The 24,190-nt window shown below is 69.3% G+C and carries 19 protein-coding genes; 14 read left to right on the top strand and 5 right to left on the bottom strand.

The features are described from left to right. Window positions 1-134 precede the first annotated feature (134 nt). The 6 genes from rimP (at window position 135) to HLH28_RS11460 (ending at window position 7,290) form a co-directional block, all read left to right on the top strand. The gene (gene rimP, locus HLH28_RS11485; protein WP_182959185.1) at window positions 135-740 is read left to right on the top strand and encodes a ribosome maturation factor RimP; all 606 of its coding nucleotides are present in this window, start codon (window positions 135-137) and stop codon (window positions 738-740) included. A gap of 18 nt (window positions 741-758) precedes the next feature. Further along, entirely contained in the window at window positions 759-2,318 is a 1,560-nt protein-coding gene (nusA, locus tag HLH28_RS11480) for a transcription termination factor NusA (protein WP_182959181.1), read from the top strand. 43 nt (window positions 2,319-2,361) lie between these two features. Beyond that, window positions 2,362-3,018, top strand: a complete 657-nt coding sequence (locus HLH28_RS11475) for an RNA-binding protein (RefSeq protein ID WP_182959178.1) — start codon at window positions 2,362-2,364, stop codon at window positions 3,016-3,018. A gap of 12 nt (window positions 3,019-3,030) precedes the next feature. Next, window positions 3,031-5,739 (top strand): translation initiation factor IF-2, encoded by a 2,709-nt coding sequence (gene infB, locus HLH28_RS11470; RefSeq protein ID WP_182959174.1) that lies wholly within the window; start codon window positions 3,031-3,033, stop codon window positions 5,737-5,739. Next, a complete protein-coding gene (gene rbfA / locus HLH28_RS11465) occupies window positions 5,736-6,173 on the top strand; it encodes a 30S ribosome-binding factor RbfA (RefSeq protein WP_182940619.1) in 438 nt (145 codons plus the stop codon). The genes infB and rbfA overlap by 4 nt, the downstream gene beginning before the upstream one ends. A gap of 367 nt (window positions 6,174-6,540) precedes the next feature. Further along, on the top strand, window positions 6,541-7,290 hold the full coding sequence (locus HLH28_RS11460; protein WP_338029721.1) for an SDR family oxidoreductase: 750 nt from the start codon (window positions 6,541-6,543) through the stop codon (window positions 7,288-7,290). Window positions 7,291-7,345: 55 nt separating this feature from the next. Here the strand turns inward: HLH28_RS11460 and HLH28_RS11455 are convergent, their stop codons facing one another. Further along, complete coding sequence (locus HLH28_RS11455) at window positions 7,346-8,365, bottom strand: MlaD family protein (protein ID WP_182959171.1); 1,020 nt, start codon at window positions 8,363-8,365, stop codon at window positions 7,346-7,348. A 159-nt stretch (window positions 8,366-8,524) separates the two neighbouring features. Between HLH28_RS11455 and truB the strand changes: the two genes are divergently transcribed. From truB to HLH28_RS11435, 4 genes are all read left to right on the top strand, one after another. Continuing rightward, on the top strand, window positions 8,525-9,445 hold the full coding sequence (truB, locus tag HLH28_RS11450; protein WP_182959168.1) for a tRNA pseudouridine(55) synthase TruB: 921 nt from the start codon (window positions 8,525-8,527) through the stop codon (window positions 9,443-9,445). 24 nt (window positions 9,446-9,469) lie between these two features. Continuing rightward, on the top strand, window positions 9,470-9,739 hold the full coding sequence (rpsO, locus tag HLH28_RS11445) for a 30S ribosomal protein S15 (RefSeq protein WP_182959165.1): 270 nt from the start codon (window positions 9,470-9,472) through the stop codon (window positions 9,737-9,739). Between the two features lie 320 nt (window positions 9,740-10,059). Then, window positions 10,060-12,201 (top strand): polyribonucleotide nucleotidyltransferase, encoded by a 2,142-nt coding sequence (gene pnp, locus HLH28_RS11440; RefSeq protein ID WP_182959161.1) that lies wholly within the window; start codon window positions 10,060-10,062, stop codon window positions 12,199-12,201. Between the two features lie 133 nt (window positions 12,202-12,334). Further along, window positions 12,335-13,753, top strand: a complete 1,419-nt coding sequence (locus HLH28_RS11435) for an NAD(P)H-dependent flavin oxidoreductase (RefSeq protein ID WP_182959274.1) — start codon at window positions 12,335-12,337, stop codon at window positions 13,751-13,753. 147 nt (window positions 13,754-13,900) lie between these two features. Here HLH28_RS11435 and HLH28_RS11430 read toward each other — a convergent pair whose 3' ends face one another. Next, window positions 13,901-14,830, bottom strand: a complete 930-nt coding sequence (locus HLH28_RS11430; protein ID WP_182959158.1) for a cupin domain-containing protein — start codon at window positions 14,828-14,830, stop codon at window positions 13,901-13,903. Window positions 14,831-15,017: 187 nt separating this feature from the next. Between HLH28_RS11430 and HLH28_RS11425 the strand changes: the two genes are divergently transcribed. Next, window positions 15,018-15,980, top strand: coding sequence for a LysR family transcriptional regulator (locus HLH28_RS11425; protein WP_338029720.1), 963 nt, complete (start codon window positions 15,018-15,020; stop codon window positions 15,978-15,980). A 113-nt stretch (window positions 15,981-16,093) separates the two neighbouring features. Here the strand turns inward: HLH28_RS11425 and HLH28_RS11420 are convergent, their stop codons facing one another. From HLH28_RS11420 to rph, 3 genes are all read right to left on the bottom strand, one after another. Beyond that, on the bottom strand, window positions 16,094-17,611 hold the full coding sequence (locus HLH28_RS11420; RefSeq protein WP_182959155.1) for a hypothetical protein: 1,518 nt from the start codon (window positions 17,609-17,611) through the stop codon (window positions 16,094-16,096). 104 nt (window positions 17,612-17,715) lie between these two features. Beyond that, window positions 17,716-18,351 (bottom strand): RdgB/HAM1 family non-canonical purine NTP pyrophosphatase, encoded by a 636-nt coding sequence (gene rdgB, locus HLH28_RS11415; protein ID WP_246396012.1) that lies wholly within the window; start codon window positions 18,349-18,351, stop codon window positions 17,716-17,718. After that, complete coding sequence (rph, locus tag HLH28_RS11410; protein ID WP_182959152.1) at window positions 18,348-19,097, bottom strand: ribonuclease PH; 750 nt, start codon at window positions 19,095-19,097, stop codon at window positions 18,348-18,350. Before rph ends, rdgB begins: the two co-directional genes overlap by 4 nt. 163 nt (window positions 19,098-19,260) lie before the next feature. On the opposite strand from rph, the gene hrcA reads away from it, so the two are divergent. The 3 genes from hrcA (at window position 19,261) to HLH28_RS11395 (ending at window position 24,169) form a co-directional block, all read left to right on the top strand. Beyond that, complete coding sequence (gene hrcA, locus HLH28_RS11405; RefSeq protein WP_182959268.1) at window positions 19,261-20,328, top strand: heat-inducible transcriptional repressor HrcA; 1,068 nt, start codon at window positions 19,261-19,263, stop codon at window positions 20,326-20,328. Between the two features lie 84 nt (window positions 20,329-20,412). After that, window positions 20,413-21,303, top strand: a complete 891-nt coding sequence (locus tag HLH28_RS11400; RefSeq protein WP_182959149.1) for an aldo/keto reductase — start codon at window positions 20,413-20,415, stop codon at window positions 21,301-21,303. Between the two features lie 139 nt (window positions 21,304-21,442). Beyond that, window positions 21,443-24,169 (top strand): penicillin-binding protein 1A, encoded by a 2,727-nt coding sequence (locus HLH28_RS11395; protein WP_182959146.1) that lies wholly within the window; start codon window positions 21,443-21,445, stop codon window positions 24,167-24,169. Window positions 24,170-24,190: the final 21 nt, after the last annotated feature.

Below are 24,190 nucleotides of genomic sequence, written 5' to 3'. Positions count from 1 at the left end.
TAATGTGCCGCACACGAGCTTGTGTGACGCCCCCGCGCCGGGACCTTGCAGAGCGGAGCGTTGTGCCCTATATCCGCACCATTCCTTCATCTTCCGCTTTTTGGGGGGTGGCCTGACCGGCCGCCTTTTTTGTCTTGGACGCAGATCTGCCTTTCCTGACCGGCCTGGATGCCAAGGTGGCCGCCATCGTGGCGCCCGTCGTGGCGGACATGGGATTCGAACTGGTGCGGGTCGCGATCCTTGGCCGCGAAAGCCCGACGGTCCAGATCATGGCCGACCGCGCCGATGGCACCCTGATCAGCATCGAGGATTGCGAGCAGATCAGCCACGCGGTGGGTGCGGTCCTGGATGTCGAGGATCCGCTGCCTGGCATGTGGACGCTGGAAGTGTCCTCGGCGGGAATCGACCGTCCCCTGACGCGGACGAAGGACTGGAACCGCTTCGCCGGCCATCTGGCCAAGGCCGAGGTGAATATCCCGATCAACGGCCGCAAGCGCTTTTCCGGCATTCTGCTGGGCGCCGAGGACGGTATCGGGCGGTTGCGCCTGGATGACGGGACCGAGGCGGCGCTGCCGCTGTCGGACCTGCGCAAGGCGAGGCTGGTCCTGACGGATGAACTGATCGCGGCCAGCGCCCAGATGATGCGTGCGCCCGACGCGGAGGCAGAGCCCTCTGCCGGGGCCGAGGCCCCGGAATCGACCCCGCAGCCCGGCGCCGCGCCGGTGCGCAAGACCCACTGAGACGCCTTGGAGGCTCTGATGGATACGTCCGTTTCCCGTCCTGAACTGCTGCTGGTGGCCGACGCCGTCGCGCGAGAGAAGGCGATCGACCGGGAAGAGGTGCTGGAGGCGATGGAGCAGGCCATCCAGAAGGCCGGCCGCGCCAAGTACGGGCATGAAAAGGACATCCGCGCGACCATCGACCGGCGGACTGGCGACGTGCGCCTGTCCCGCTGGACCGAGGCCGTCGAGGTCGTGGAGAACGAGGAAACGCAGATCCCGCTCCATATCGCGCGCAAGTTCAAGCCGGAGATCCAGCTCGGCGAGCATCTGATCGACCCGCTGCCGCCGATCGATTTCGGCCGCATCGCCGCCCAGACCGCCAAGCAGGTGATCGTCCAGCGCGTCCGCGAATATGAGCGCAAGCGCCAGTACGACGAATTCAAGGATCGCGTGGGCGAGATCGTGAACGGCACCGTCAAGCGGACCGAGTACGGCAACCTGATGGTCGAGATCGGCAGTTCCGAGGCCCTGCTGCGCCGGGACGAGTTGATCGCGCGCGAAAGCTTCCGCAATTCCGACCGCGTGCGGGCCTATATCTATGACGTGCGCGACGAACCGCGCGGCCCGCAGATCTTCTTGTCGCGCACCCATCCGGCTTTCCTGGCCAAGCTGTTCGCGCAGGAAGTGCCCGAAATCTATGACGGCATCATCGAGATCAAGGCCGTGGCCCGCGATCCCGGATCGCGCGCCAAGATGGCCGTGATTTCCCGCGATGCCTCGATCGACCCGGTCGGTGCCTGCGTCGGCATGCGCGGATCGCGCGTCCAGGCGGTGGTGCAGGAACTGCAGGGCGAGAAGATCGACATCATTCCCTGGAGCCCGCAGGCCGCGACCTTCGTGGTCAACGCGCTGGCGCCGGCCGAAGTCACCAAGGTGGTGATGGACGAGGAAGCTGGCCGGGTCGAGGTCGTGGTCCCTGACGAACAGCTCAGCCTCGCGATCGGCCGGCGCGGCCAGAACGTCCGCCTGGCCAGCCAGCTGACCCGCTGGGACATCGACATCCTGACCGAGGCCGAGGAATCCGAGCGCCGGCAGGAAGAATTCCGCCGTCGCAGCAATTTGTTCGTCGAGGCGCTGGACGTCGATGACGTCATCGCCGGCCTGCTGGTGACCGAAGGCTTCCATTCGATCGAGGAACTGGCCTACGCCGACGCCGACGAACTGGCCGAGATCGAAGGCTTCGACGAGGACGTGGCCGGCGAACTGGTCCGCCGCGCCGAGGGCTTCCTGGCCCGGCGCGAGGACGAGCTGGATGAGAAGCGCCGTGGACTGGGCGTGTCGGACGACGTCGCCGTGCTGGGCGTCTTCTCGAACCAGATGCTGGTCACCCTGGGCGAGAAGGGCGTGAAGACGCTCGACGACCTGGCCGACCTGGCGGGCGACGAACTGGTCGAGATTCTCGGCAGCGACGTGATCGACGAGGAAGCGGCGAACGAGATCATCATGGCCGCCCGCGCCCACTGGTTCGAGGGCGAGGAGGCCGCGCCGACCGCCGCGACGGATGCCGCGGCAGATGGGGAGGCATCCGACGCCTGATCGGCGCGCGATCGCACGGGACGGCATGGATCGGGATATGGACATGGGCGGGGACCTGGACGAAAACCAGGAGATCGACCGGGAGGACGAGGCGGAACGCGGGCCCCTGCGGCGCTGCATCGTCACCCGCGACCGCGCCGCGCCCGAGACCATGGTGCGTTTCGTGCTCTCCCCGGACCGGGTTCTGACGCCTGATCTTTCCGCGCGTCTGCCCGGACGGGGAATCTGGTTGAGCGCGCGGCGGGATGTGCTAGAAACGGCCCGGACACGGGGGGCGTTTGCACGTGCCGCCCGTGGGCAGGTTGTTGTTCCGCCCGATTTGGCCGACATTCTGGAGAGCGGGCTTCTGCGCCGGATGATGGAGACAGTGGGACTTGCGCGGCGCGCCGGGCAGGTCGTCTGCGGTTTCGCGAAGGTGCGGGAATGGATTGCGGGCGGTCGCGCCGGTCTGGTCATCCAGGCCGAGGACGGCAGCCCGGACGAGAGGACGAGGCTGTTGTCCGGCGCACGGGACCTTCCGGTTGCGGAAGTTCCTACGGCGGCGGGTCTGGGGGCGGCATTCGGCCGTGACCATGTCGTGCATGCGGCAATGTCGCATGGCGAGCTGGCGCGGCGTTTCCGCGTCGATAATGAACGTTTTACGGGGTTGTCCGGCAGGACGGTCCCCGGTTCGGCGGACCGATCCGCCGGACGGGTGTGAACAGGCGGGTACATGAGCGAAGGCAACGATCAGGATCAGGGTAAGGGACGCTTGTCCCTGCGGCCGGCGGGCCGGAGGGAGGTCGGACGGACGGTCGATGGTGGCTCCGTGCGACAGAGTTTCAGCCATGGTCGTTCGAAGGTGGTTCAGGTCGAGGTGCGCAAGAAGCGCGGCCCCGGTCCGGCCCCCGCGGGCAGCGGCTCCGGTCCGTCCGGCGGCGGCAGGGCCGGCGGCCGGGGCGGGAGCGGTGGCCGTGCGCTGACCGCGGCCGAGCTCGCCACCCGCCAGCGCGTCCTCGACGAGCAGCGGGCCGAGGCCGTCCGCCGCGAACAGGAACGGCGCGAGCAGGAAAAGATCATGATCCTGTCGGCCGCCGAAGAGGCACGCCGGCGGGAGGAAGACGCCCGCCGCGCCGCCGAGGACGAGGCCCGCGCCCAGGAAGAAGCCCAGGCCGAGGCCCGCGCGCAGGAAGCCGAGCGCCGTGCGGCGCAGACCGCCGCCCGGCCCGAGCCCGAGCCCGAACCCGCCGTGGGCGGCCCGGTCGTGTCGGCCGTGCCGATCCCCGGCGCGGTCACCCTTGCCCCGCCGATGGAGCGTCTGCGCCCGCTGGCCGAGCGCGCCATCATGCCGACCCGTCCGGTCACGCCCAGCAGCCGTCCGGCCGCGGCCCCGGCACCGGCGGCAGCGCCGGGCGAGACGCTGCGCCTGCGCACCGGCCGCGCCGCGGAAGGCGAGGACGACCGTCGTCCCGCGCGCCGTCCCGGCGGCAGCGTGGTCCCTCCCCGCAAGCCGTCCGCCTCGCCCAAGAAGGGTGGCGACAGCCGCCGTTCGGGCCGCATCGACGTCCAGGCGGCGATCGAGGGCGACGACGACAAGACCCGTTCGCTGGCCTCGGTTCGCCGTCAGCGCGAGCGTGAGCGTCGCCAGGCGGAGCTGGAGCGCCTGCGCGCCGACCAGGTGCGCGTGGTGCGTGATGTCGTGCTGCCGGAAACCATCACGGTCCAGGAACTGGCCAACCGCATGGCGGCCCGCCAGGGCGAGGTCATCAAGGCCCTGATGAAGATGGGCGTGATGGCGACCGTCACCCAGTCGCTGGACGCCGACACCGCCGAACTGGTGGTGCAGGAATTCGGCCATCGCGTCCGCCGCGTCGCCGACAGCGATGTCGAGATCGGCATCGAAGGCATCGAGGACCTGCCCGAGGATCTGCGGCCGCGTCCGCCGGTCGTCACCGTCATGGGCCATGTCGATCACGGCAAGACGTCGCTGCTGGATGCGCTGCGCACCACCGACATCGCCGCGGCCGAGGCCGGCGGCATCACGCAGCATATCGGTGCCTATCAGGTCACGCTGGAATCCGGGGCGAAGATCACTTTCATCGACACCCCGGGCCACGAGGCGTTCACCGCCATGCGCGCCCGCGGCGCGTCGGTGACGGACGTGGTCGTCCTGGTCGTCGCGGCGGATGACGGCGTGATGCCGCAGACGATCGAGGCGATCAAGCACGCCAAGGCGGCCAACGCCCCGATCATCGTCGCGATCAACAAGTGCGACAAGCCGGGCGCCAACCCCGCCCGCGTGCGCCAGGAACTGCTGTCGCACGAGATCGTGGTCGAGGAGATGGGTGGCGAAACCCAGGATGTCGAAGTCTCGGCGCTGAAGCGCACCGGGCTGGACAAGCTGGAAGAAGCCATCCTGCTGCAGTCGGAAATCCTCGATCTGCGGGTCAATCCCGACCGCGTGGCCGAAGGTTCGGTGATCGAAAGCCGGCTGGACCGCGGACGCGGTCCGGTGGCGACGATCCTGGTCCAGAAGGGCACGCTGCGGCGTGGCGACATCGTGGTGGCCGGGGCCGAATGGGGCCGCGTCCGCGCGATGCTGGACGACCGCAACCGCCAGATCCAGGAAGCCGGTCCCTCGACCCCGGTCGAGGTGCTGGGCATCACCGGCGTCCCCGGCGCCGGCGAGCCCTTCGTGGTGGTGGAAAACGAGAATCGCGCCCGCGAAATCTCGGAATTCCGCCAGCGCGTGATCAAGGACCGCATGGCCGCCGGCCAGACGGCCGCCCGCGGCACGCTGGACCAGATGCTCGCCCGCATCCAGGCCGGCGCGCAGAAGGAAGTCGCCGTCCTGATCAAGGCCGACGTCCAGGGTTCGGCCGAGGCGCTGCAGACCACGGTGCTGAAGCTGGAGCATGAAGAGGTCAAGATCCGCGTCCTGACGGCTGGCGTCGGCCAGATCACCGAAAGCGACGTGCAGCTGGCCAAGGCGTCTGATGCGATCATCATCGCCTTCAACGTTCGCGCCACGACCCAGGCCCGCGAACTCGCCCAGCGCGAGGGCGTGGACATCCGCTACTACTCGATCATCTATCAGGTGGCGGACGACGTCGAACAGCTGGTCAAGGGCAAGGTGGCGCCGAAGCACCGCGAGAAATTCCTCGGCTATGCCGAGATCCGCAAGGTGTTCGACATCACCAAGGTCGGCAAGGTCGCCGGTTGCTACGTCACCGAAGGCGTGGTCAAGCGCGGCTGCGGCGTGCGCCTGCTGCGCGACAACGTGGTGGTCCACCAGGGCGAACTCAGCCAGCTCAAGCGCTTCAAGGACGACGTCAAGGAAGTGGCGCGCGGCTACGAATGCGGCCTCTCCTTTGCTGGCTACAACGACCTGCGCGAAGGCGACATGGTCGAGTGCTACGAAATGGAGCTCGTCCCTGCATGAGCCGCAATCCCACACGCGGGAAGGTGACTACGGCGGGGCCGGCGGGGAAACTCGCCGGCCACGCTGCTTCCGGGCCCTCGCAGCGCCAGCTCCGCGTGGCGGAAGAGGTCCGGCGCGTACTGGCGGATCTGTTCGCCCGCACCGAATTCCGCGATCCCGATCTGTCCGACGCCCGCATCACGGTGACCGAGGTCCGGATTTCCCCCGACCTCAAGCACGCCACCGCGTTCGTCGCCCGGCTGGGACGCAGCGATGTTGAATCGCTGCTGCCGGCGCTGAAGCGCGCGGCGCCGTTCCTGCGCTCGCGCCTGTCCTCCGGCGTGCGCCTGCGCCAGGTGCCGGAAATCCATTTCCAGCCGGACACGGCGCTGGATTACGCCATGGAAGTCGACGCGCTGCTGAAGCAGCCGGACGTCGCTCGCGACCTGGATTGAAAATCCGTCCGTAGACGCGATTTGCCGGCGATCCGACGCGCGTTTTCTGCGCTTCGGTGCTCACGGCCATCAAGGCCGCTTCGCTCCGATGCTCGGAAACACACGACGGGCGTGCCGCTTTGCGGCACTCTCGCTCGGCAAATCGCGTCTACGGACGGATTTTTCGTGGCTGACGGACCCCGGGCACGCTGACGGTTGAGACCGTTGCTCGCTCCGGCCCCACCGGCTATCGTTGAAGTGGTCAGGGAGTTTTCGAAATGATCCAGCGTCACCGCTGAAGCGGCAAGACATTCGCATGCGGGGCAACCCGCCGACTGGTCTCTATTTCGAGAATATCATGCAAAGACTGAATGGAAAGACGTGCGTCGTGACCGGCGCCGCGCGCGGCATCGGCCGTGCGATTGCCGCCCGCTTCCACCATGAAGGCGGCATCGTCTTCGTCACCGATCTGGATGAAACCGCCGGCGCCGCGACAGCAGCGGAAATCGGGTGCCGGTTCGAAAAGCTCGATGTGCGGGAAGAGGCCGATTGGCTTCAACTCGCTGACCGTGTTCCTGTGGCCGACGTGGTGGTCAACAACGCCGGCGTGACGGGATTCGAGCAGGGCATGGTGGCCCACGACCCCGAATACGCCAGCCTTGCGGACTGGCGGGACGTTCATCGGGTCAATCTCGACGGGACGTTCCTTGGCTGCCGCTACGCGATCGGCGCGATGAAGGGGCAGGGCAGCGGCTCGATCATCAACATTTCGTCGCGCTCCGGCCTCGTCGGCATTCCGCTTGCCGCGGCCTATGCGTCGTCCAAGGCGGCCATTCGCAATCACAGCAAGACGGTTGCCCTCTATTGCGCGCAACAGGGGTGGAAGATTCGATGCAATTCGATCCACCCCGCCGCGATATTGACGCCGATCTGGGAACCGATGCTCGGCACGGGACCGGACCGGGAAGCGAGGATGCGGGCGCTGGTTGCCGACACGCCCCTCAAGCGGTTCGGCATGCCCGATGAAGTGGCCGCGATCGCGGTCACTCTCGCGTCGGACGAAGCAACCTACGTGACGGGGACAGAGGTGAATATTGACGGCGGCCTGTTGGCCGGATCCGTCGCGTCACCCGGCTGACAGGGCGGAGCCTTATGCGGAACGGCCGGATTTCAAAGACAAGCCTTTGATGGGTTCAAGGGGCAAAGCCTCTCGGCGCACCCACGATCGTGGCCGGATTCCGCTCCACCTTCCGGGTGGCGCGGTGCAGGGCGGGGCCGGCGGCGGCGATGTCGCGTTGGGCGGCCGCCAGGTCGGCCCGGGCCGGCGATCCCGCGTCCAGTATCGTGTGCATATCGTCGTGGATCTGTCGCGCCTCGGCCCGGGCCGCGCGGGACGACGTGGCCAGGGTGCGGATGTCCGCGCCGCGCGCGGCGGCCTGCTGGCGGGCGGTGGTGGCCATACGGGCCAGGTCCGTCCGGGTTGTCGCCAGTTCGCGGCCTGCCCTGCGCTCCGTGCGCTGCATTGCATCCCCCAGCGCGGCCGCGTCGGCGCGTAGCGCGCCCAGGCTGTCGCGTACGGGCGGCAGGGCGCTGGACATGTCCGCCGCGATGTGTCGGCCATGGGCCGCAGCCTGCCGGGCCTCGGTCGCCACGGCGTGGATCGGCAGGGTCGTCAGGGTGTGGCGCAGTGCCTGCCAGGCGGACAGATGGGCCGGGATTTCCACCAGGGGGGACAGGCCGGGATGGCGGGGCGGGGATGTTTCCTGCGATGGGTCGGGCGCGGTGAAATCCAGATCGATCCCCACCCGTCCGGTCACCACGCCCTGGCGATGCAGCTCGGCCTCCAGCCCTTGTCCGACCAGATAGGCCACGGTCACGCGCTGCACGGTGCGTGACGCCAGGCGGATGCGGTCGGGCTGGATGCGGATGGTCACCGGCACGGCAAGGGTGCTTCGTGCCGGGTCGGCCACGACCGCGACCTGTTCGACGCGGCCCAGCGCCACGCCCCGGAACGTGACGGGCGCGCCGGGACGCAGGCCCCCCACCGGCGTGTCGAAGACGACGACGGCCCGTTCGGTCCGGGCGGAGATGCCGAACTGTCCGATCGATGCCAGGACGCCCAGCCCGACCCCGAGCCCGCCCGCGATGAACAGGGCGGTCGTCACCCGTCCCACCCATTCGTGCCGGCCTGGCCCGCGCGGGCATGTCGTCATGGGGCGGGCGCTCTCCGGCCGGGGGTGAAAGGATGGGTTCGTTTTCGCCGCCGGACGGGCCGGGGGGAACGGGGCGCCGCACAATCCGGCATTGCTCCCCGCTCAGGGCTCGTCTACACGCACGCCTCTTCCAGAGATTTTGAAAAAAGGTTCTGCCCCATGCGACGCAAGCGCGGACGCCCGATAGACGGCTGGCTGGTCGTCGACAAGCCATCGGGCATGACATCGACCGACGTCGTCAACCGGGTGAAGCGCCTGTTCGACGCGCGCAAGGCGGGGCATGGCGGCACGCTGGACCCGCTGGCGACCGGCTTGCTGCCCATCGCCTTCGGCGCGGCGACCAAGACCGTGCCGTATATCATGGACGGCACCAAGCGGTACCAGTTCACCCTGCGCCTCGGCGAGGCCCGCGACACTGACGACGCCGACGGCGCGGTGACGGAAACGTCCGACGTGCGCCCGACCGACGACGCGTTCCGCGCGGCGCTGCCGGCCTTTCGCGGCGACATCATGCAGGTCCCGCCGGTCTATTCCGCGATCAAGGTGGCGGGCGAGCGCGCATACGACATGGCGCGCGACGGCCGCCCCCCGGACCTGCCGCCGCGCCCGGCTCGGATCGACCGGTTCGACCTTGTGGGCCGCCCCGACATCGACACCGCGATTTTCGAGGTGGAGTCCGGCAAGGGCGTCTACATGCGCTCGCTGGCGCGCGACATCGCCCGGGCCTGCGGCACGGTCGGGCATGTCGTCGCCCTGCGCCGGCTGCGCGTGGGCCCGTTTTCCGAGGATAATGCAATTCTGCTGGACAAAATTGTCCCAACCGACGACAACGCGCCTGCCTCACCGGATCTGCTGCTTCCGGTCGCGACCGCGCTGGCCGACATCCCGGCGCTGGCCTTGACCGAGGAAGAAGCGGGGGCCCTGTCACACGGGCAGGCGATCAGCCTGCTCGACCTGATGGGGCGGATTCCGGACGCCGTCGACCCCGCGCAAGGGGTCGTGCGGGGAATGGACGGGGGGCGCGTGATCGGGCTGTGCCGGCTGGAAGATGGCTGGCTGCGCCCGGACCGCATGCTTTAACCCTATTGTATCATGGAGAACACGATGTCGATTACCGCAGAGCGTCGCACGACGCTGATCGGCGAATACCAGACCGCCGCCACCGATACCGGCTCGCCCGAGGTCCAGGTCGCCCTGCTGACCGAGCGGATCACCAACCTGACCGAGCATCTGAAGACCCACGCGAAGGATTTCCACTCGCGTCGCGGCCTGCTGGTGATGGTCGGCAAGCGCCGCGGCCTGCTGGACTATCTGAAGCGCAAGGACAGTGCCCGCTACCAGACCCTGATCGGCCGTCTGGGCCTGCGTCGCTGACCCGTTGCGCGATCGGGCGCGCGTGACCATGTGTTCCATGGTCATGGCCCGTGCCTGATCGCGCCGGTCCGCCCGGCGGGCGGGGGGCACGGGCCACCCTGCCTGGCCAGGCAGGCCACCCCCGTCGCCCAATCGTGGGCCGGGCAACATGCTGCCGCCACGACGGTGGAGACATCCGGACCGGGTCGCAGCGTTTCAGGCCACATGGTGTTTTGATGGGTGACCGTCATCGCTCCATGCCGTCCGAGGCGCTGTCTCTCATCCCTTTGTCCGGGATGCTTCGTTCCGTCCGGGCCGGCCGCCCGACAGGACATGTCTGAATGTTCAATTACTACCGCAAGGAAATCGAGTGGGGCGGCCGCCCCCTGGTGCTGGAGACCGGCAAGATCGCCCGCCAGGCCGACGGCGCCGTCGTCGTGACCTATGGCGACACGGTCGTGCTGTGCACCGCCGTCGGCGCCCGCAGCGTCAAGCCGGGCCAGGATTTCTTCCCGCTGACGGTCAACTACCAGGAAAAGGCCTTCGCGGCCGGCAAGATCCCCGGCGGCTTCTTCAAGCGCGAAGGCCGTCCGTCCGAGATCGAGGTCCTGAATTCCCGCCTGATCGACCGCCCGATCCGCCCCCTGTTCCCCGACAATTTCCGCAACGAGGTCCAGGTCGTCGCGACGGTCCTGAGCCACGACCTGGAGAACGATCCGGCGATCGCCGCCCTGATCGGCTGCTCGGCGGCGCTGACGCTGTCGGGCATTCCCTTCTTCGGTCCGGTGGCCGCCTGCCGCGTCGGCTACAAGGATGGTGCCTACATCCTGAACCCGACCATCGCCGAAATGAAGGAAAGCGCGCTCGACCTCGTCCTCGCCGGGACGTCGGAAGGCGTGCTGATGGTCGAGTCCGAGGCCAGCGAACTGTCCGAAGACGTGATGCTGGGCGCCGTGACGTTCGGCCATGACGCCTTCCAGGTCGTGATTGACGCCATCATCGCGCTGGCCGAGCACGCGGCCAAGGCGCCGTGGGACCTGGCCGAGCCGTCGGCCGAGGCCATCGCCCTGCAGAAGCGCATCGACGAGCTGGGCCGCGCGTCCATCGCCGAGGCGTATCAGGAGCGCGTGAAGCAGGAGCGCTACAAGAAGGTCGGCGCGGCGAAGGACGCGGTCCTGACCGCCCTGGCCGCCGAGGGCCTGGACACCGCCGCCGCCAAGCCGCTGCTGAAGGAACTGGAGGCCGACGTGGTGCGCAGCGCCGTGCTCGACACCGGCTATCGCATCGACGGCCGCGACCTGAAGACGGTCCGTCCGATCGTCTCCGAGGTCGGGATCCTGCCGCGTGCCCATGGCTCCGCCCTGTTCACCCGTGGCGAGACGCAGGCCCTGGTCGTGGCGACGCTCGGCACCGCGCAGGACGAGCAGGTGATCGACGCGCTGGAAGGCGAATACCGCACCAACTTTATGCTGCACTACAACTTCCCCCCCTATTCGGTGGGCGAGTGCGGCCGCATGGGCTCGCCCGGCCGGCGCGAGATCGGGCATGGCAAGCTGGCCTGGCGCGCCATCCATCCGCTGCTGCCGGGCAAGGACACTTTCCCGTACACGATGCGCGTGGTGTCCGAGATCACCGAGAGCAACGGGTCGTCCTCGATGGCCACGGTCTGCGGCACCTCGCTGGCGCTGATGGATGCCGGCGTGCCGCTGAAACGTCCGGTGGCGGGCATCGCCATGGGCCTGATCAAGGAAGATCGCGGCTTCGCCGTGCTGTCCGACATCCTGGGTGACGAAGACCATCTGGGCGACATGGACTTCAAGGTTGCGGGTACCGAGGAAGGTGTCACCTCGCTGCAAATGGACATCAAGATCACGTCCATCACGCCCGAGATCATGAAGATCGCCCTGGCCCAGGCGCGCGACGGCCGCCTGCACATCCTGGGCGAGATGGCCAAGGCGCTGACCGAAGGCCGCGCCGACGTGTCCTCCTCCGCGCCGAAGATCACCACGATCTCCGTGCCGAAGGAGAAGATCCGCGACGTGATCGGCCAGGGCGGCAAGGTCATCCGCGAGATCGTGGAATATTCGGGCGCCAAGATCGACATCAACGACGACGGCACGATCATGATCGCCGCCACGTCCGAAGATCAGTCGGAAAAGGCGATCGAACGGATCCGCGGCATCGTGGCCGAGCCCGAGATCGGCAAGATCTATAACGGCAAGGTGGTCAAGACCGCCGATTTCGGTGCGTTCGTGAACTTCATGGGTGCGCGCGACGGACTGGTCCATATCTCGGAACTGTCGACGGCACGCGTCGCCAAGACCACCGATGTCGTCAACCAGGGCGATATCGTGAAGGTCAAGGTCCTGGGCTTCGACGATCGCGGCAAGGTCAAGCTGTCGATGCGCGTTGTGGACCAGGAGACGGGTGCCGACATCACCGAAACCGTCGGCGCCAAGCCGGGCCGTCCGCCCGCGCGCTAAGGCGGCCGGCGGACGGGGGCGGACCGGGGGCGACGGTCCCCCGACCATCCCGTCGCGGCGTCCCGTCCACCGGGCGGGGCAGAACCAGTGAATGCCGGCCCCCGGTGCGGGCGCCGAGGACGATAGGGTAGTGATGAAGGCGATCAATGCGATCCGCATGGGCGGGGTGGATGTCCTGCCGCTGGTCGAAGGCGGAAAGGGCGTGTCGGTCTCGACCGGCGTATCGTCCGGGCATTGGGCGGCGGCCGGCGGTGCCGGCACGGTCTCGATCGTCAATGCCGATTCGTACGACGCGGACGGCCGGCCTGTTCCGCAGGTCTATCATGGCCGCACCCGGCGCGAACGGCATGACGAACTGGTGGAGTACGCCATTCGCGGCGGCATCGCCCAGGCCCGCATCGCCCACGATCTGTCGGGCGGCCAGGGCCGGGTCCATGCCAACATCCTGTGGGAAATGGGCGGCGCCGAACAGGTCATCACCGGCGTGCTGGAAGGCGCGCCGGGCCTGGTCCATGGCGTGACCTGCGGCGCGGGCATGCCCTATCGCCTGTCGGACATCGCGGCGCGCTTCGGCGTCCATTACTACCCGATCGTGTCCTCCGCCCGGGCGTTCAATGCCCTGTGGAAGCGGTCGTTCAGCAAGACCGCCGACCTGCTGGGCGGCGTGGTGTACGAAGATCCATGGCGGGCCGGCGGCCATAACGGCCTGTCCAATACCGAGGACCCGCAGACCCCCGAGGATCCGCTGCCGCGCGTGCTGGCGCTGCGCCGCCTGATGCGGACGTTCGGCCTGCACGACACGCCGATCATCATGGCCGGCGGCGTCTGGTGGCTGGAGGAATGGGAGGACTGGATCGACAATCCCGAACTCGGCCCCATCGCCTTCCAGTTCGGCACCCGCCCGCTGCTGACGCAGGAAAGCCCGATCCCCGATGCGTGGAAGCGCCGCCTGCGGACCTTGCACAAGGGGGATGTGTTCCTCAACCGCTTCTCGCCGACCGGGTTCTATTCCTCGGCCGTGAACAACTCGTTCCTGCTGGAGCTGCAGGGCCGGTCGGAACGCCAGGTTGCCTATTCGACCGAACCGGTGGGCGAGCACACGGCCCCCTATGGCGTCGGCGCGCGTGCCCGCCAGGTCTTCATGACCGAGGCCGACCGCGAGCACGTGCGCCTGTGGGAGGCCGAAGGCTACACCGAGGCGATGCGCACCCCGGACTCGACGCTGATCTTCGTGACGAAGGACAAGGCCCAGGAAATCCTGGCCGACCAGGTCGCCTGCATGGGCTGCCTGTCGGAATGCCGCTTTTCGAACTGGAGCCAGCGTGGACCCGGCTACACCAACGGGCACAAGGCCGACCCGCGCTCGTTCTGCATCCAGAAGACGTTGCAGGAGGTCGCCCACGCCCATGGCGAGGGCGGCGATGCGGTGATGGACAACAACCTGATGTTCGGCGGCACCAACGCATGGCGCTTCGCGACCGACCCGTTTTATGCCGACGGCTTCGTGCCGACTGTCGGGCAGCTGGTCGATCGGATTTTGACCGGGCGCTGAAGGGAAGGTCGGGTTCTGCCCGAACCCGGTAAGGGCCTCAGGCCCTTGCATCCCATTCGATTTACAAAGCTCCGGTTTTTCAGAGGGCTAGGCCCTTTGGCGGGGCGAGAGCAAAGTCCTTGCCTTCGCCCTTGCCCCGCCCTCGATTCAGCCGAACCGGATATCCAGCGACCGCAGATAGGTCTGCAATCCCGCATCCTGGATGGGCATCAGGAACGCTTCCTCGTCGCTTTCATTGTAATGGGCATGCCACAGGCCCGGCGGCGTGATGAAGGCCATGCCGGATTGCCAGTCCTGGCGGACCGGGTTGGCGATCTGGCCCTGCGCGTCGAGTGATTCCCCGATCAGCGTGTAGCACCCGTCGGGGCAGGACACAATGTAATCCAGCGCCACCGACTGGTGCCGGTGCGGCTTCTGCACCGATTGCGCCGGCAGCAGGCCGAACATCGTCCAGATGACATGGGTGATGGTGCGCGAACTGGGAAAATTCGTGTTGCCCAGCAGGACGGACACGCGGCTGCGCGACCGGGCCTCGGGGCTGGCGGCGACGGCGCGCAGTTCGTCCATCGTCCGTTCGGCGGGATACAGCGTGGGTTCGAAACGGGCCTGCTCCACCCGAACCCCCAGATAGGTCAGTAGCGGCGCGTCATGCACCAGGTACAACGTCGCGTCGTCGCTGGCGGTATGGGCATATCCGGTGCCGCCGGGCAGGGCGACGATGTCGCCGCGCTGCCAGTCGACCGACGGCAGGTGGGCGGCCGTGGGTTCGGTGCGGCCGGCGCCCCGGATCACGTAGAAGACCTGCGACGTCGCCGCGATGTCGGGGCGCAGCGTATCGCCCGCGTCGATCCGCACGAAGGCGGCGCACAGGGCCGGCGACGTCGCCGGACCGGGGCAGCGCAATTGTTCCGAGATATCCAGCGGGATGATCCGGCTCGGCCCCTCGGCCCAGGTTTCCGGCCCCCACGACATGAAGGGCAGCCGGGGCGTCAATCCGGGCCGGATCGGGTTCGCGGCACGGCTGTATTCGAACCATTCGGCGTCGCGGGTGACGGGGATGCTGGTGCGATCGAGCATGGTCTGGTCCTCCTGGTTTTCCCGTCCGGTTCTGTGTCTTGCCGGACTGCCGAAGCACAGTAGGGTGGCTCCTGGTCCCGGCGGAACGCCTGGATATGGAAAAGAGTTTTGCGTCGCGCGGCATGCGCACCGGCGGCGGGTGCTCCGGGCGTACAAAACCGGGCGCGCAAATCCTGGGGGGACGGGCGTGGATTACGTGACCTGCCTGCGCGTGCTGCTGGCCACCGCCGACGCGGGCAGCCTGTCGCGTGCGGCGGGCCTGCTGGACCTGAACGTGTCCTCGGCCTCCCGCGCGATCGCCGAGCTGGAGCATGACCTGGGCGCCGCCCTGTTCAACCGGTCGACGCGCGGGTTGCACCTGACGGAAATCGGCGAACGGTTCCTGGGCCGGGCGCGGCGGATCCTGGCCGACCTGGACGACGCCCGGGCCGAGGCCGCGTTGTTGAACGCCGCCCCCCGGGGCTGCCTGCGCGTGCTGGCGTCGCCCTCGGTGGCGCGCGCGGTGGTCGCCCCGCTGCTGCCGGCCTTCCTGCTTGCCTATCCCGATATCGACGTGGAAGTGCGCAGCGGCCCGGCCTTCGGCGACCTGTCGCACATCCTGATCGAAAGCGGCGCGGACGTCGCGGTGCTGTCCGGCCGCCCGCCCGATTCCGGCTTGCTGTTCCGCCCGGTGCTGACCGGCACCTGGTGGGCGGTCGCGGCCCCCAACCTGATGGCCGGCATGGGCCTGGCGGACAGTAATCCCGCGGCTGATACGGTGCTGGGGGACGGGCCGCTGTCCGGCGTGACATGCCTGTCGCGCATCGGCACTGCGCCGGCCTGGCGCTGCGACCGTGCCGGTCGGGCGCAGTTCCTGTCCTTTCCCACCCGCCTCTCGGCGGATTCGCTGGACATGCTGCGGACCTTGGCCGGCGCGGGCGCGGGCCTCGCTCTGCTGCCGGACTGGATGTTCATGGACCGCCCGCCTGCCGCGTTCGGGCTGGAACGCATCCTGCCCGGCTGGCGGGTGGCGCCCGATCCCGACGAATCCTGCGACCTGTCCGCGGTCTATCCCCGCAAGAAGGTGGTGCCGCCCAAGACCCGGGCCTTCGTGACCGCACTGGGCGCCGCCGGCCGCGCCTTCGACGCCCAGACGACTCCGACGTCCTGATCGGCCGTCCCTGTTCGGTCCCGGAGGCCGGTTTGAAATTCGGTCTGTGGAGCGGGAGCGCCGCGCAGCGGCACGCCGCGCGTCGCCGACAGGGCGAATTTTGAATCAGTCTTTCAGCCGTGCGGGTTCGCTTCCCGTTGTGTCAGGAATCCCGGCGTCAGGAACACGATGTGGCCCGGGCCGTGGAAGGCCGGGTCGTAGCCCGCCGCATGCAGGGGATCGACGATCGGATCGTGGCCGCTGGCGGCCACGGCATTGCGGTGGCGCGTTGCGTCGGGGTCGTATTCGATGACGCCGAAGACCCGTCGCCGGGCCATGTCGTCCAGGGGAAACGCCTGCCGGCTCGCCAGCATGGCCTGCGTCAGGTTGAAGAAATCGACCGTCTCGGTCTTCCCCGCCCAGTAGCAGACGGCCAGCATCTCGCATGCCGCGGGGCCGGGAATGCGGCCGACGCGCGCGATGGCCGCCTGCCAGCGCCCGGCCGTATCGGGCAGGTGGCGCAGGTCGGACCACGCATGGATCAGTCGCGTGGGCACCGCCAGGACCAGCGGCAGCGCCGCCACGCACAGCAGGCGCGCGGGCGTCAGGCGCAGGCGGCCCACCCTCAGCGGCGGGCGCGACAGGGCCAGCCCCACCGCAATGCAGGCGGCGATGAGGGTTTCGAAATGCGCGTTGTAATTCACGCCGTCGCCCATCCGCTGCGTCAGGCCGGTCGCCAGAGCCAGGCCCAGGAACAGCAGGGCGAACAGCCCCGCCCGCCGGTCGCGTACATCGGCGGGACGCGGCGCAGCGCACAGCATGGCCCCGACCACCAGCAGGCCCAGGATCTCGGGCAGTTTGCGGATCCCGATCAGCAGCCGCGCCGGGGCCATGACGCGGTGATGGCCCGCGACGTCGGCGAAGACCGCCGGACCATAGGCCCATTCCGCCAGCCCCAGCCCCAGCAGCCCGGCCAGCAGGCCGGTGCCGCACCAGACCAGCAGGGCCCGCCGGTCGCACCAGGCCAGCCAGACCGTCACCGCCAGCGGCAGGGCGACCAGATTATGTTTCACGAACCCGCCGGCGACCATCAGCACCGCCGCCGTTGCCACGCGTGCCACGCCCCGCTGGGGGCGGCGTGCCCCGCCCAGCAGGACCGCCAGACCGCCCAGCATGACGGCATGGGCCAGCCATTGCGGGTCGTCCATCGCGACATAGGCGGAAAAGACCGTGGCGGCATTCAGCAGCAGCAGCAGCCCGGCGGCGACGGCCGCCCGGCCCGTGCCGCCCAGGCGCCGGACGCAGCACGCGACCAGCGCGCCGCAGGCCAGCAGCGCCAGCAGCGCGACGATCCGCCCCGCCACGATCATGTCGCCGGTGACGTAGGTGCCGACCAGGCCGACGAGGGGAAAGGCCAGCGGTGGATAATTGTTGAAGACCATGCTGCCGGCTGGCGGATAAAGCGGCAGCGCCTGGTTCGCCCCCATCGCGCGCAGCGCCAGATAGGCATTCCACCCCTCGTTGTAGTTCAGGGGAATCCGGTACGGAATCATCAGCACCGGCACCAGCAGAACCAGGATCAACACTCCCGCCCCGGTCCGGATCAGGCGGTCGAAGGTCATGCGGTACGGGTGGGGTGGGCGATGCGGCACATGCCGGTATCTCTCCAGGACGTTCTTGGCGACAAGATGGCCGCCGTGCGCGCCGGCGGGAATATCCCGCCGGGTTAGGATATGTCGCGGCGGGGCACGTCCATTCAGTCCAGGGGCAGGCAGGCGGCACGGAACAGGTCGAAGGCCCGGCCGCGATGGCTGATGGCGTTCTTTTCGGCGTCGGTCATGTCGGCGAAGGTCCGGCCGCCGCCTTCGGGGGCGAAGACCGGGTCGTAGCCATGGCCGTTGGTGCCGTGCGGCGGCCAGCTGAACCGGCCGTCGATCCGTCCCTCGAATGTCTGCACGGTCCCGTCCGGCCATGCCAGACACAGGACCGAGATGAACCAGGCCGAGCGGTCCGCGGCGTCGCCCATCTGCGTATGGATGCGGGCCATCGCGGCGGGAAAATCCTTGGACGGGCCGGCCCAGCGCGCGGAATAGATCCCCGGCGCCCCGTCCAGTGCGGCCACGCAGAATCCGGAATCGTCGGCCAGCGCCGGCAGGCCGGCCGCCGTCGCCGCGGCGACCGCCTTCAGCACCGCATTGCCGGTGAAGCTGTCGGCGGTCTCCTCGGGTTCCGGCAGCGCCAGGTCTCCGGCCGACAGCACGGTGATGCCATACCCCGCCAGCAGGGCGGAAAATTCCGCCAGCTTGCCCGCGTTATGGCTGGCCAGCACCAGCCGCGTGCCACGCGCCAGGCGGTGGTCCACCCCTTGGCCCTCGTCCATTGGCGCGCTCATCGGGTCCCTCCAGTCGTGCCCAGGGCCGCCTCGACGGCCTCCCGCTGGGCGGCGAACAGCTGGCCGGTGCCGATCCGCGCCAGCCGCATCAGGTCGTGGAACTGCGTTTCGCTGAAGGGCGCCTGCTCGGCGGTGCCCTGGATCTCGACGATGCCGCCGGCCTCGGTCAGCACGAAATTGGCGTCGGCGGCGGCGTTGCTGTCCTCGTCATAATCCAGGTCCAGCACCGCCCCGGCCCCGGTCAGGCCGCAGGACACGGCGGCGACCTGCGCCGTCAGCGGCACGCCGGCCAGCACGCGGTTGCGGACCAGCGTCTCCAGCGCCAGGCGCAATGCGACCCATGCCCCGGTGATCGACGCGCAGCGCGTGCCGCCATCGGCGTTCAGCACGTCGCAATCGACCGTGATCGACATCTCGCCCAGTGCCTTCAAATCCACGACGGCGCGCAGCGACCGGCCGATCAGGCGCTGGATTTCCTGCGTACGGCCCGACTGCTTGCCCTTCGCGGCCTCGCGGCTGCCGCGGCTGTGGGTGGCGCGGGGCAGCATGCCGTATTCGGCGGTCACCCAGCCCTTGCCCTGCCCGCGCAGGAACGTGGGCACCCGGCTCTCGACGCTGGCGGCGCACAGAACCTCGGTCCCGCCCATGCGGATCAGCACGGACCCTTCGGCGTGGCGGGCGAATCCGGGTTCGATGGAAACCGGGCGCAGCGCGTCGGACGCGCGGCCGGACGGACGTGTGACCATGGGCGGGAACTCCAGATCGGGGGCAGGGTCAGGCCGGGGCATAGCCCGAGCCGGGGGGCGATTGCCACCCCCTGCTTGTCATGGCGGCGGCCACGTTCCAGATTTAGCATGGCGGTGTTTTTTCGTCGGCCGGGGGCCGAAGCAGGGAGGGGGGCAGATGGTCATGGATCTCAGCGCGTTGGCATCGCGTTCCGCCCTTCCGCCGGGGCTGGACGCACGATCCGCCGCGATCCTGCGCGAAATCGTCGAACAATATGTGGAAACCGGGGAACCGGTGGGGTCGCGCACCCTGTCGCGACGCCTGCCGCTGCCGCTGTCGCCGGCGACGATCCGCAACGTGATGGCGGACCTGACCGAGGCCGGGCTGCTGTTCTCGCCCCATGCCTCGGCGGGGCGGCTGCCGACCGAACGCGGCGTGCGGCTGTTCGTCGACGGGCTGCTGCAGTTCGGCAGCCTGACGGATGACGAGCGCGAGACGATCACCCGTTCGCTGGAGGTCCGGGGCCGCTCCCTGCAGGACACGCTGTCCGAGGCCTCGTCCATGCTGTCTGGCCTGTCCTCGGCCGCCGGCCTGGTGCTGGCGCCCAAGGGCGACGGCGCGGTGAAGCATATCGAATTCGTGGCCCTGGGTCCGCGCCGCGCGCTGGTGATCCTGGTGGGCGCGGACGGGCAGGTGGAAAACCGGGTGATCGAAACCCCCGCCGGCCTGCCGCCCTCGGCGCTGGTCGAGGCCGGGAACTACCTGAACGCCCATCTGACCGGCCGGACGCTGGAAAACCTGCGCGAGCATGTGAATGCCGAAATGACGGCCAACCGCAGCGAACTGGACCATCTGACCGCCGAAGTGGTGGCTAGCGGCCTGGCGACGTGGAGCGACGTCGATCGCGGCGGCACACTGTTCGTGCGCGGCCAGGCCCGCCTGCTGGCCGACGTGACCGAGATCGAACGCCTGTCGACCATCCAGATGCTGTTCGAACGGCTGGAAACCCAGGAAACGATGCTGCGTCTGCTGGACCTGGCGCAGGAATCCGAAGGGGTGCGGATCTTCATCGGGGCGGAAAGCGGGCTGTTCGGCCTGTCGGGCATGTCCGTGGTCGTCGCCCCGGCGCGGACCGACAGCAACCGCATCGTCGGTGCGATCGGCGTCATCGGCCCGACACGCATCAATTACGGCCGGATCATCCCCGTGGTGGACTACACGGCGCGGGTCATCGGCCGGATGCTGGGCTGACCCTCGCCTCCGCCGCCTTGCTCCTGCCATCTTCTGTTCCTAGCCCGATCCTGACGCCCGAAACCTGAAACCAGGAGGCCGCTCATGCCCTATCCCGACGCGCACCAGGCCGGACTCTTCCGTATCGGCGGCGACCTGCCGGTGGCCCGGCTGGGGTTCGGCGCGATGCGGATCACCGGGCCTGGAATCTGGGGCGACCCGCCCGACCGCGACCGTGCGCTGGCGACCCTGCGCCGCGCGGTCGAATGCGGCGTGACCCTGATCGACACCGCCGACAGCTACGGCCCCTATGTCAGCGAGGATCTGATCCGCGCGGCGCTGCATCCCTACCCGGCCGGCCTGGTCATCGCTACCAAGGGCGGGCACACGCGCCACGGCCCGGATATCTGGCGGCCGGTCGGCAACCCGAACTACCTGCGCCAATGCGTGCTCATGAGCCTGCGCCGCCTGGGCGTCTCGCGCATCGACCTGTGGCAGCTGCACCGTGTCGGTCCCGACTGCCCGCCCGAGGCGCAGTTCGAGGTGATCGCCGCGATGCGCGACGAAGGACTGATCCGCCATGTCGGCCTGTCCGAGGTCTCGGTCGACATGATCGAACGCGCCGCGCGCTTCTTCCCCGTCGCCACGGTGCAGAACCGATTCAACCTGGTGAACCGCGCGTCCGAGGACGTGCTGGACTATTGCGCCGCCCGGGGCATCGGCTTCATCCCGTGGGCGCCGCTGGCGGCCGGCGGTCTGGCGGCGGGGGACAATGTGCTGGCCCGGGTGGCGCGGGACATGGGCGCCACGCCGGGACAGGTGGCGCTGGCCTGGCTGCTGCGCCGGTCGCCGGTCATGCTGCCGATCCCCGGCACCGGCAGCCCGGCGCATGTGGACGACAACGTGTCCGCCGCCGGCCTGACGCTGGACCCCGGCGTCTTCGACCTGCTGGACCGGCACGGCCGCGCGGAATGGGAACGCGCCGCCGCGTCATGAGGTCCTCCCGCCCGCCGCCGCGGTGCCCGCAAGGGGCGACTCGCACCGCGGACAGTGCTAGGAGATCCCCCCGATCACCCCGCCCGGACCGTGTCCCGGCGGATTCATGCCCCTTGGACCTCGCCCCGTTGGACCCCGGATGACGCTTCGTAATGGATCAGGCCAGGACGGCCGGATGCTCGTGACCTCCCGCATCGGCGGCAGCGGCGTGGCCGATGGACGGCATCCGTCCGGGGGCGCCGGGGCGTCGGGGTTCGGCGGCCCGGGCGGCCCGCGCCGGCCGCGCTATCGCCTGATCCGCCGCATCGCCGGGGGCGGGATGGCGCTGCTGCTGCTGGCGTCGGCGACGAGCGGGCTGGTCCTGTGGACGAAGTACGAGCAACTGGTGGCCGACCTGCCGACGGTCGACGGCCTGCGGACCTACCAGCCCCCGGTCATGAGCCGCCTTTATTCCGGCGACGACCGGGTCATGGCCGAGCTGGCGGCGGAACGGCGTATCTTCGTGCCCTACAGCGCCATTCCCGACCGGGTGAAGAACGCCTTCATCGCGACCGAGGACCAGAAATTCTACACCCATGGCGGCGTCGATCCGTTCGCGATCATCCGCGCCGGGCTGACCGACCTGACGATGCACAAGGGGCACCGGCCGCTGGGGGCCTCGACCATCACGCAGCAGGTGGCCCGCGTCATGCTGCTGGGCTCCAACGCCGTGTCGCTGCAGCGCAAGGCCAAGGAAGCCCTGCTGGCGATCCGCATCGAGCAGACGCTGTCCAAGGAAAAGATCCTCGAGATCTACCTGAACGAGATCTATCTGGGGGCCGGCGCGTACGGCATCGGGGCGGCGGCGCAGACCTATTTCAACAAGCCGCTGGACCAGCTGGACGATGCCGAGGCCGCGTTCCTCGGCGGGCTGCCGCGGTCGCCGACCAACTACAATCCCTACCGCTATCCCGACGCGGCACGGGCGCGCCGCAACTGGGTGCTGCAGCGCATGGCCGAGGTCCACGACATCACGCCCGAGGCCGCGCGCGCCGCCCAGCAGGAACCCCTGATGCCGCAGGCCTTCACCCGGCCCGGCCCGGTTCCCGGATCGGAATGGTTCGCCGAAGAGGTCCGGCGCCAGTTGATCGACCGCTACGGCGTCGACACCACGATGCAGGGCGGCCTGTCCGTCCACACCAGTTTCGATCCCCATCTGCAGCAGATCGCCACCGCGGCGGTGCGCGACGGGCTTGCGGCCTATGATCGTGACCATGGCGGCTGGCGCGGGCCGGTGGGCCAGCTGGACGGCATCGGCGCCGGGCGGACCACTCCGCCGTCCGACCAGTGGATGCCCGGGCTGACGGCGGCGCCCCGCCCCGCCGGCATGCTGGACAGCTGGCGCCTGGGGGTGATCCTGTCCCCCGCGACCGGCGAGGTCGGCTGGGCCGAGGGGACGCCGGCCGCCGCCAGTCCGCGCACAGGCCGGCTGCTGGCGCGCGACATGGCGTGGATGCGGCGCTGGCGCCTGCCGCGCGCCGGCGACCTGGTCCTGATCGAACCGCAGGCCGAGGGCGGCACCGTCGCCCTGCGCCAGATCCCCAAGGTCGAAGGCGCGCTGGTCACCATGGACGTTCGCACCGGCCGCGTGCTGGCGATGGTCGGCGGCTGGTCGTTCAACGCGTCCCAGTTCAATCGCGCGACGCAGGCGCTGCGCCAGCCCGGTTCGTCCTTCAAGCCGTTCGTCTATCTGACGGCGATGGAACAGGGGATCTCGCCGTCGCAGAAATTCGACGATTCCCCGGTCTCCTACGGGACATGGCACCCCAACAATTTCGAAAAGGATTTCTGGGGCCCGACGACCCTGCATGACGCGCTGCGGGAATCCCGCAACCTGGTGACCATCCGGCTGGCCGCCCATATCGGCATGAAATCGGTGGCCGCGATGGCCGCGAACCTGCACCTGGTCGACAGCATGCCCCATGTCCTGCCGGCGGCGCTGGGGGCGGTGGAAACCACCGTCCTGCGCGAAGCCGGGGCCTACGCCACCATCGCCGCCGGTGGACGGCTGGTGACGCCGACCCTGATCGACGACGTGCAGGACCGCGACGGCCGCGTCCTGTGGCGGCCGGACGGGATCGGCCTGCAGCCCGCCGCCCCGACCCAGGCCCCCGCCACCACCCCACCGGCGTCGCCCGCAGGCTCGTCCCCCGCCACGCCGCTGCCCGCGCCGCCCGCCCCGGCCGACGGGCCGGAGATGACGGACACCCGGCCGCAGGTGGCCTCGCCGGCCAGCGCGTTCCAGATCACCACGATGATGCGCGACGTGATCCGGCGCGGCACCGGCGTGCAGGCCGGCGCGGGGATCGACTACCCGATCGCCGGCAAGACCGGCACCAGCCAGGATTTCAACGATGCGTGGTTCGCCGGCTTCTCGCCCGACATCGTGACGATCGTCTGGGTCGGGTTCGACACGCCGCAGACCCTGGGCAAGAACGAAACCGGCGCCGCGATCGCCGGACCGATCTGGAACCGGGTGATGAAGGCGGTACTGGCCGACCGCCCCCGGCTGGACTTCCCGGTGCCCGAGGGCATCACGCTGGCGCGCTACGACACCGGGATAGGGGTGACGGTCGATGCGTTCAAGCCCGACCAGGTGCCGGGCATCAGCTCCGATCTGTACGCCAACGTGACCGGCGCGCTGACCTCCGCCGACACCGGGGCCGAAAACATGCCCGATTCCGAGGACGACATGGCCGCGTCGCCGGCAACGCGGCAGGTCGGGTCGACCGCCGCGCCCCCGCCCGGTGCGCCGGGTCAGCCCGGGGTCCCCGCCGCGGAGAAGCCCCCCGCCGGGGGTGACATCGGCATGGGCGGCCTGTATTGACGCGACGCAGGATACGCGTGC

It is taken from the genome of Gluconacetobacter tumulisoli, from assembly GCF_014174155.1.
Classification (GTDB): domain Bacteria; phylum Pseudomonadota; class Alphaproteobacteria; order Acetobacterales; family Acetobacteraceae; genus Gluconacetobacter; species Gluconacetobacter tumulisoli.
This window is presented reverse-complemented; position numbering and strand designations above follow the sequence as displayed.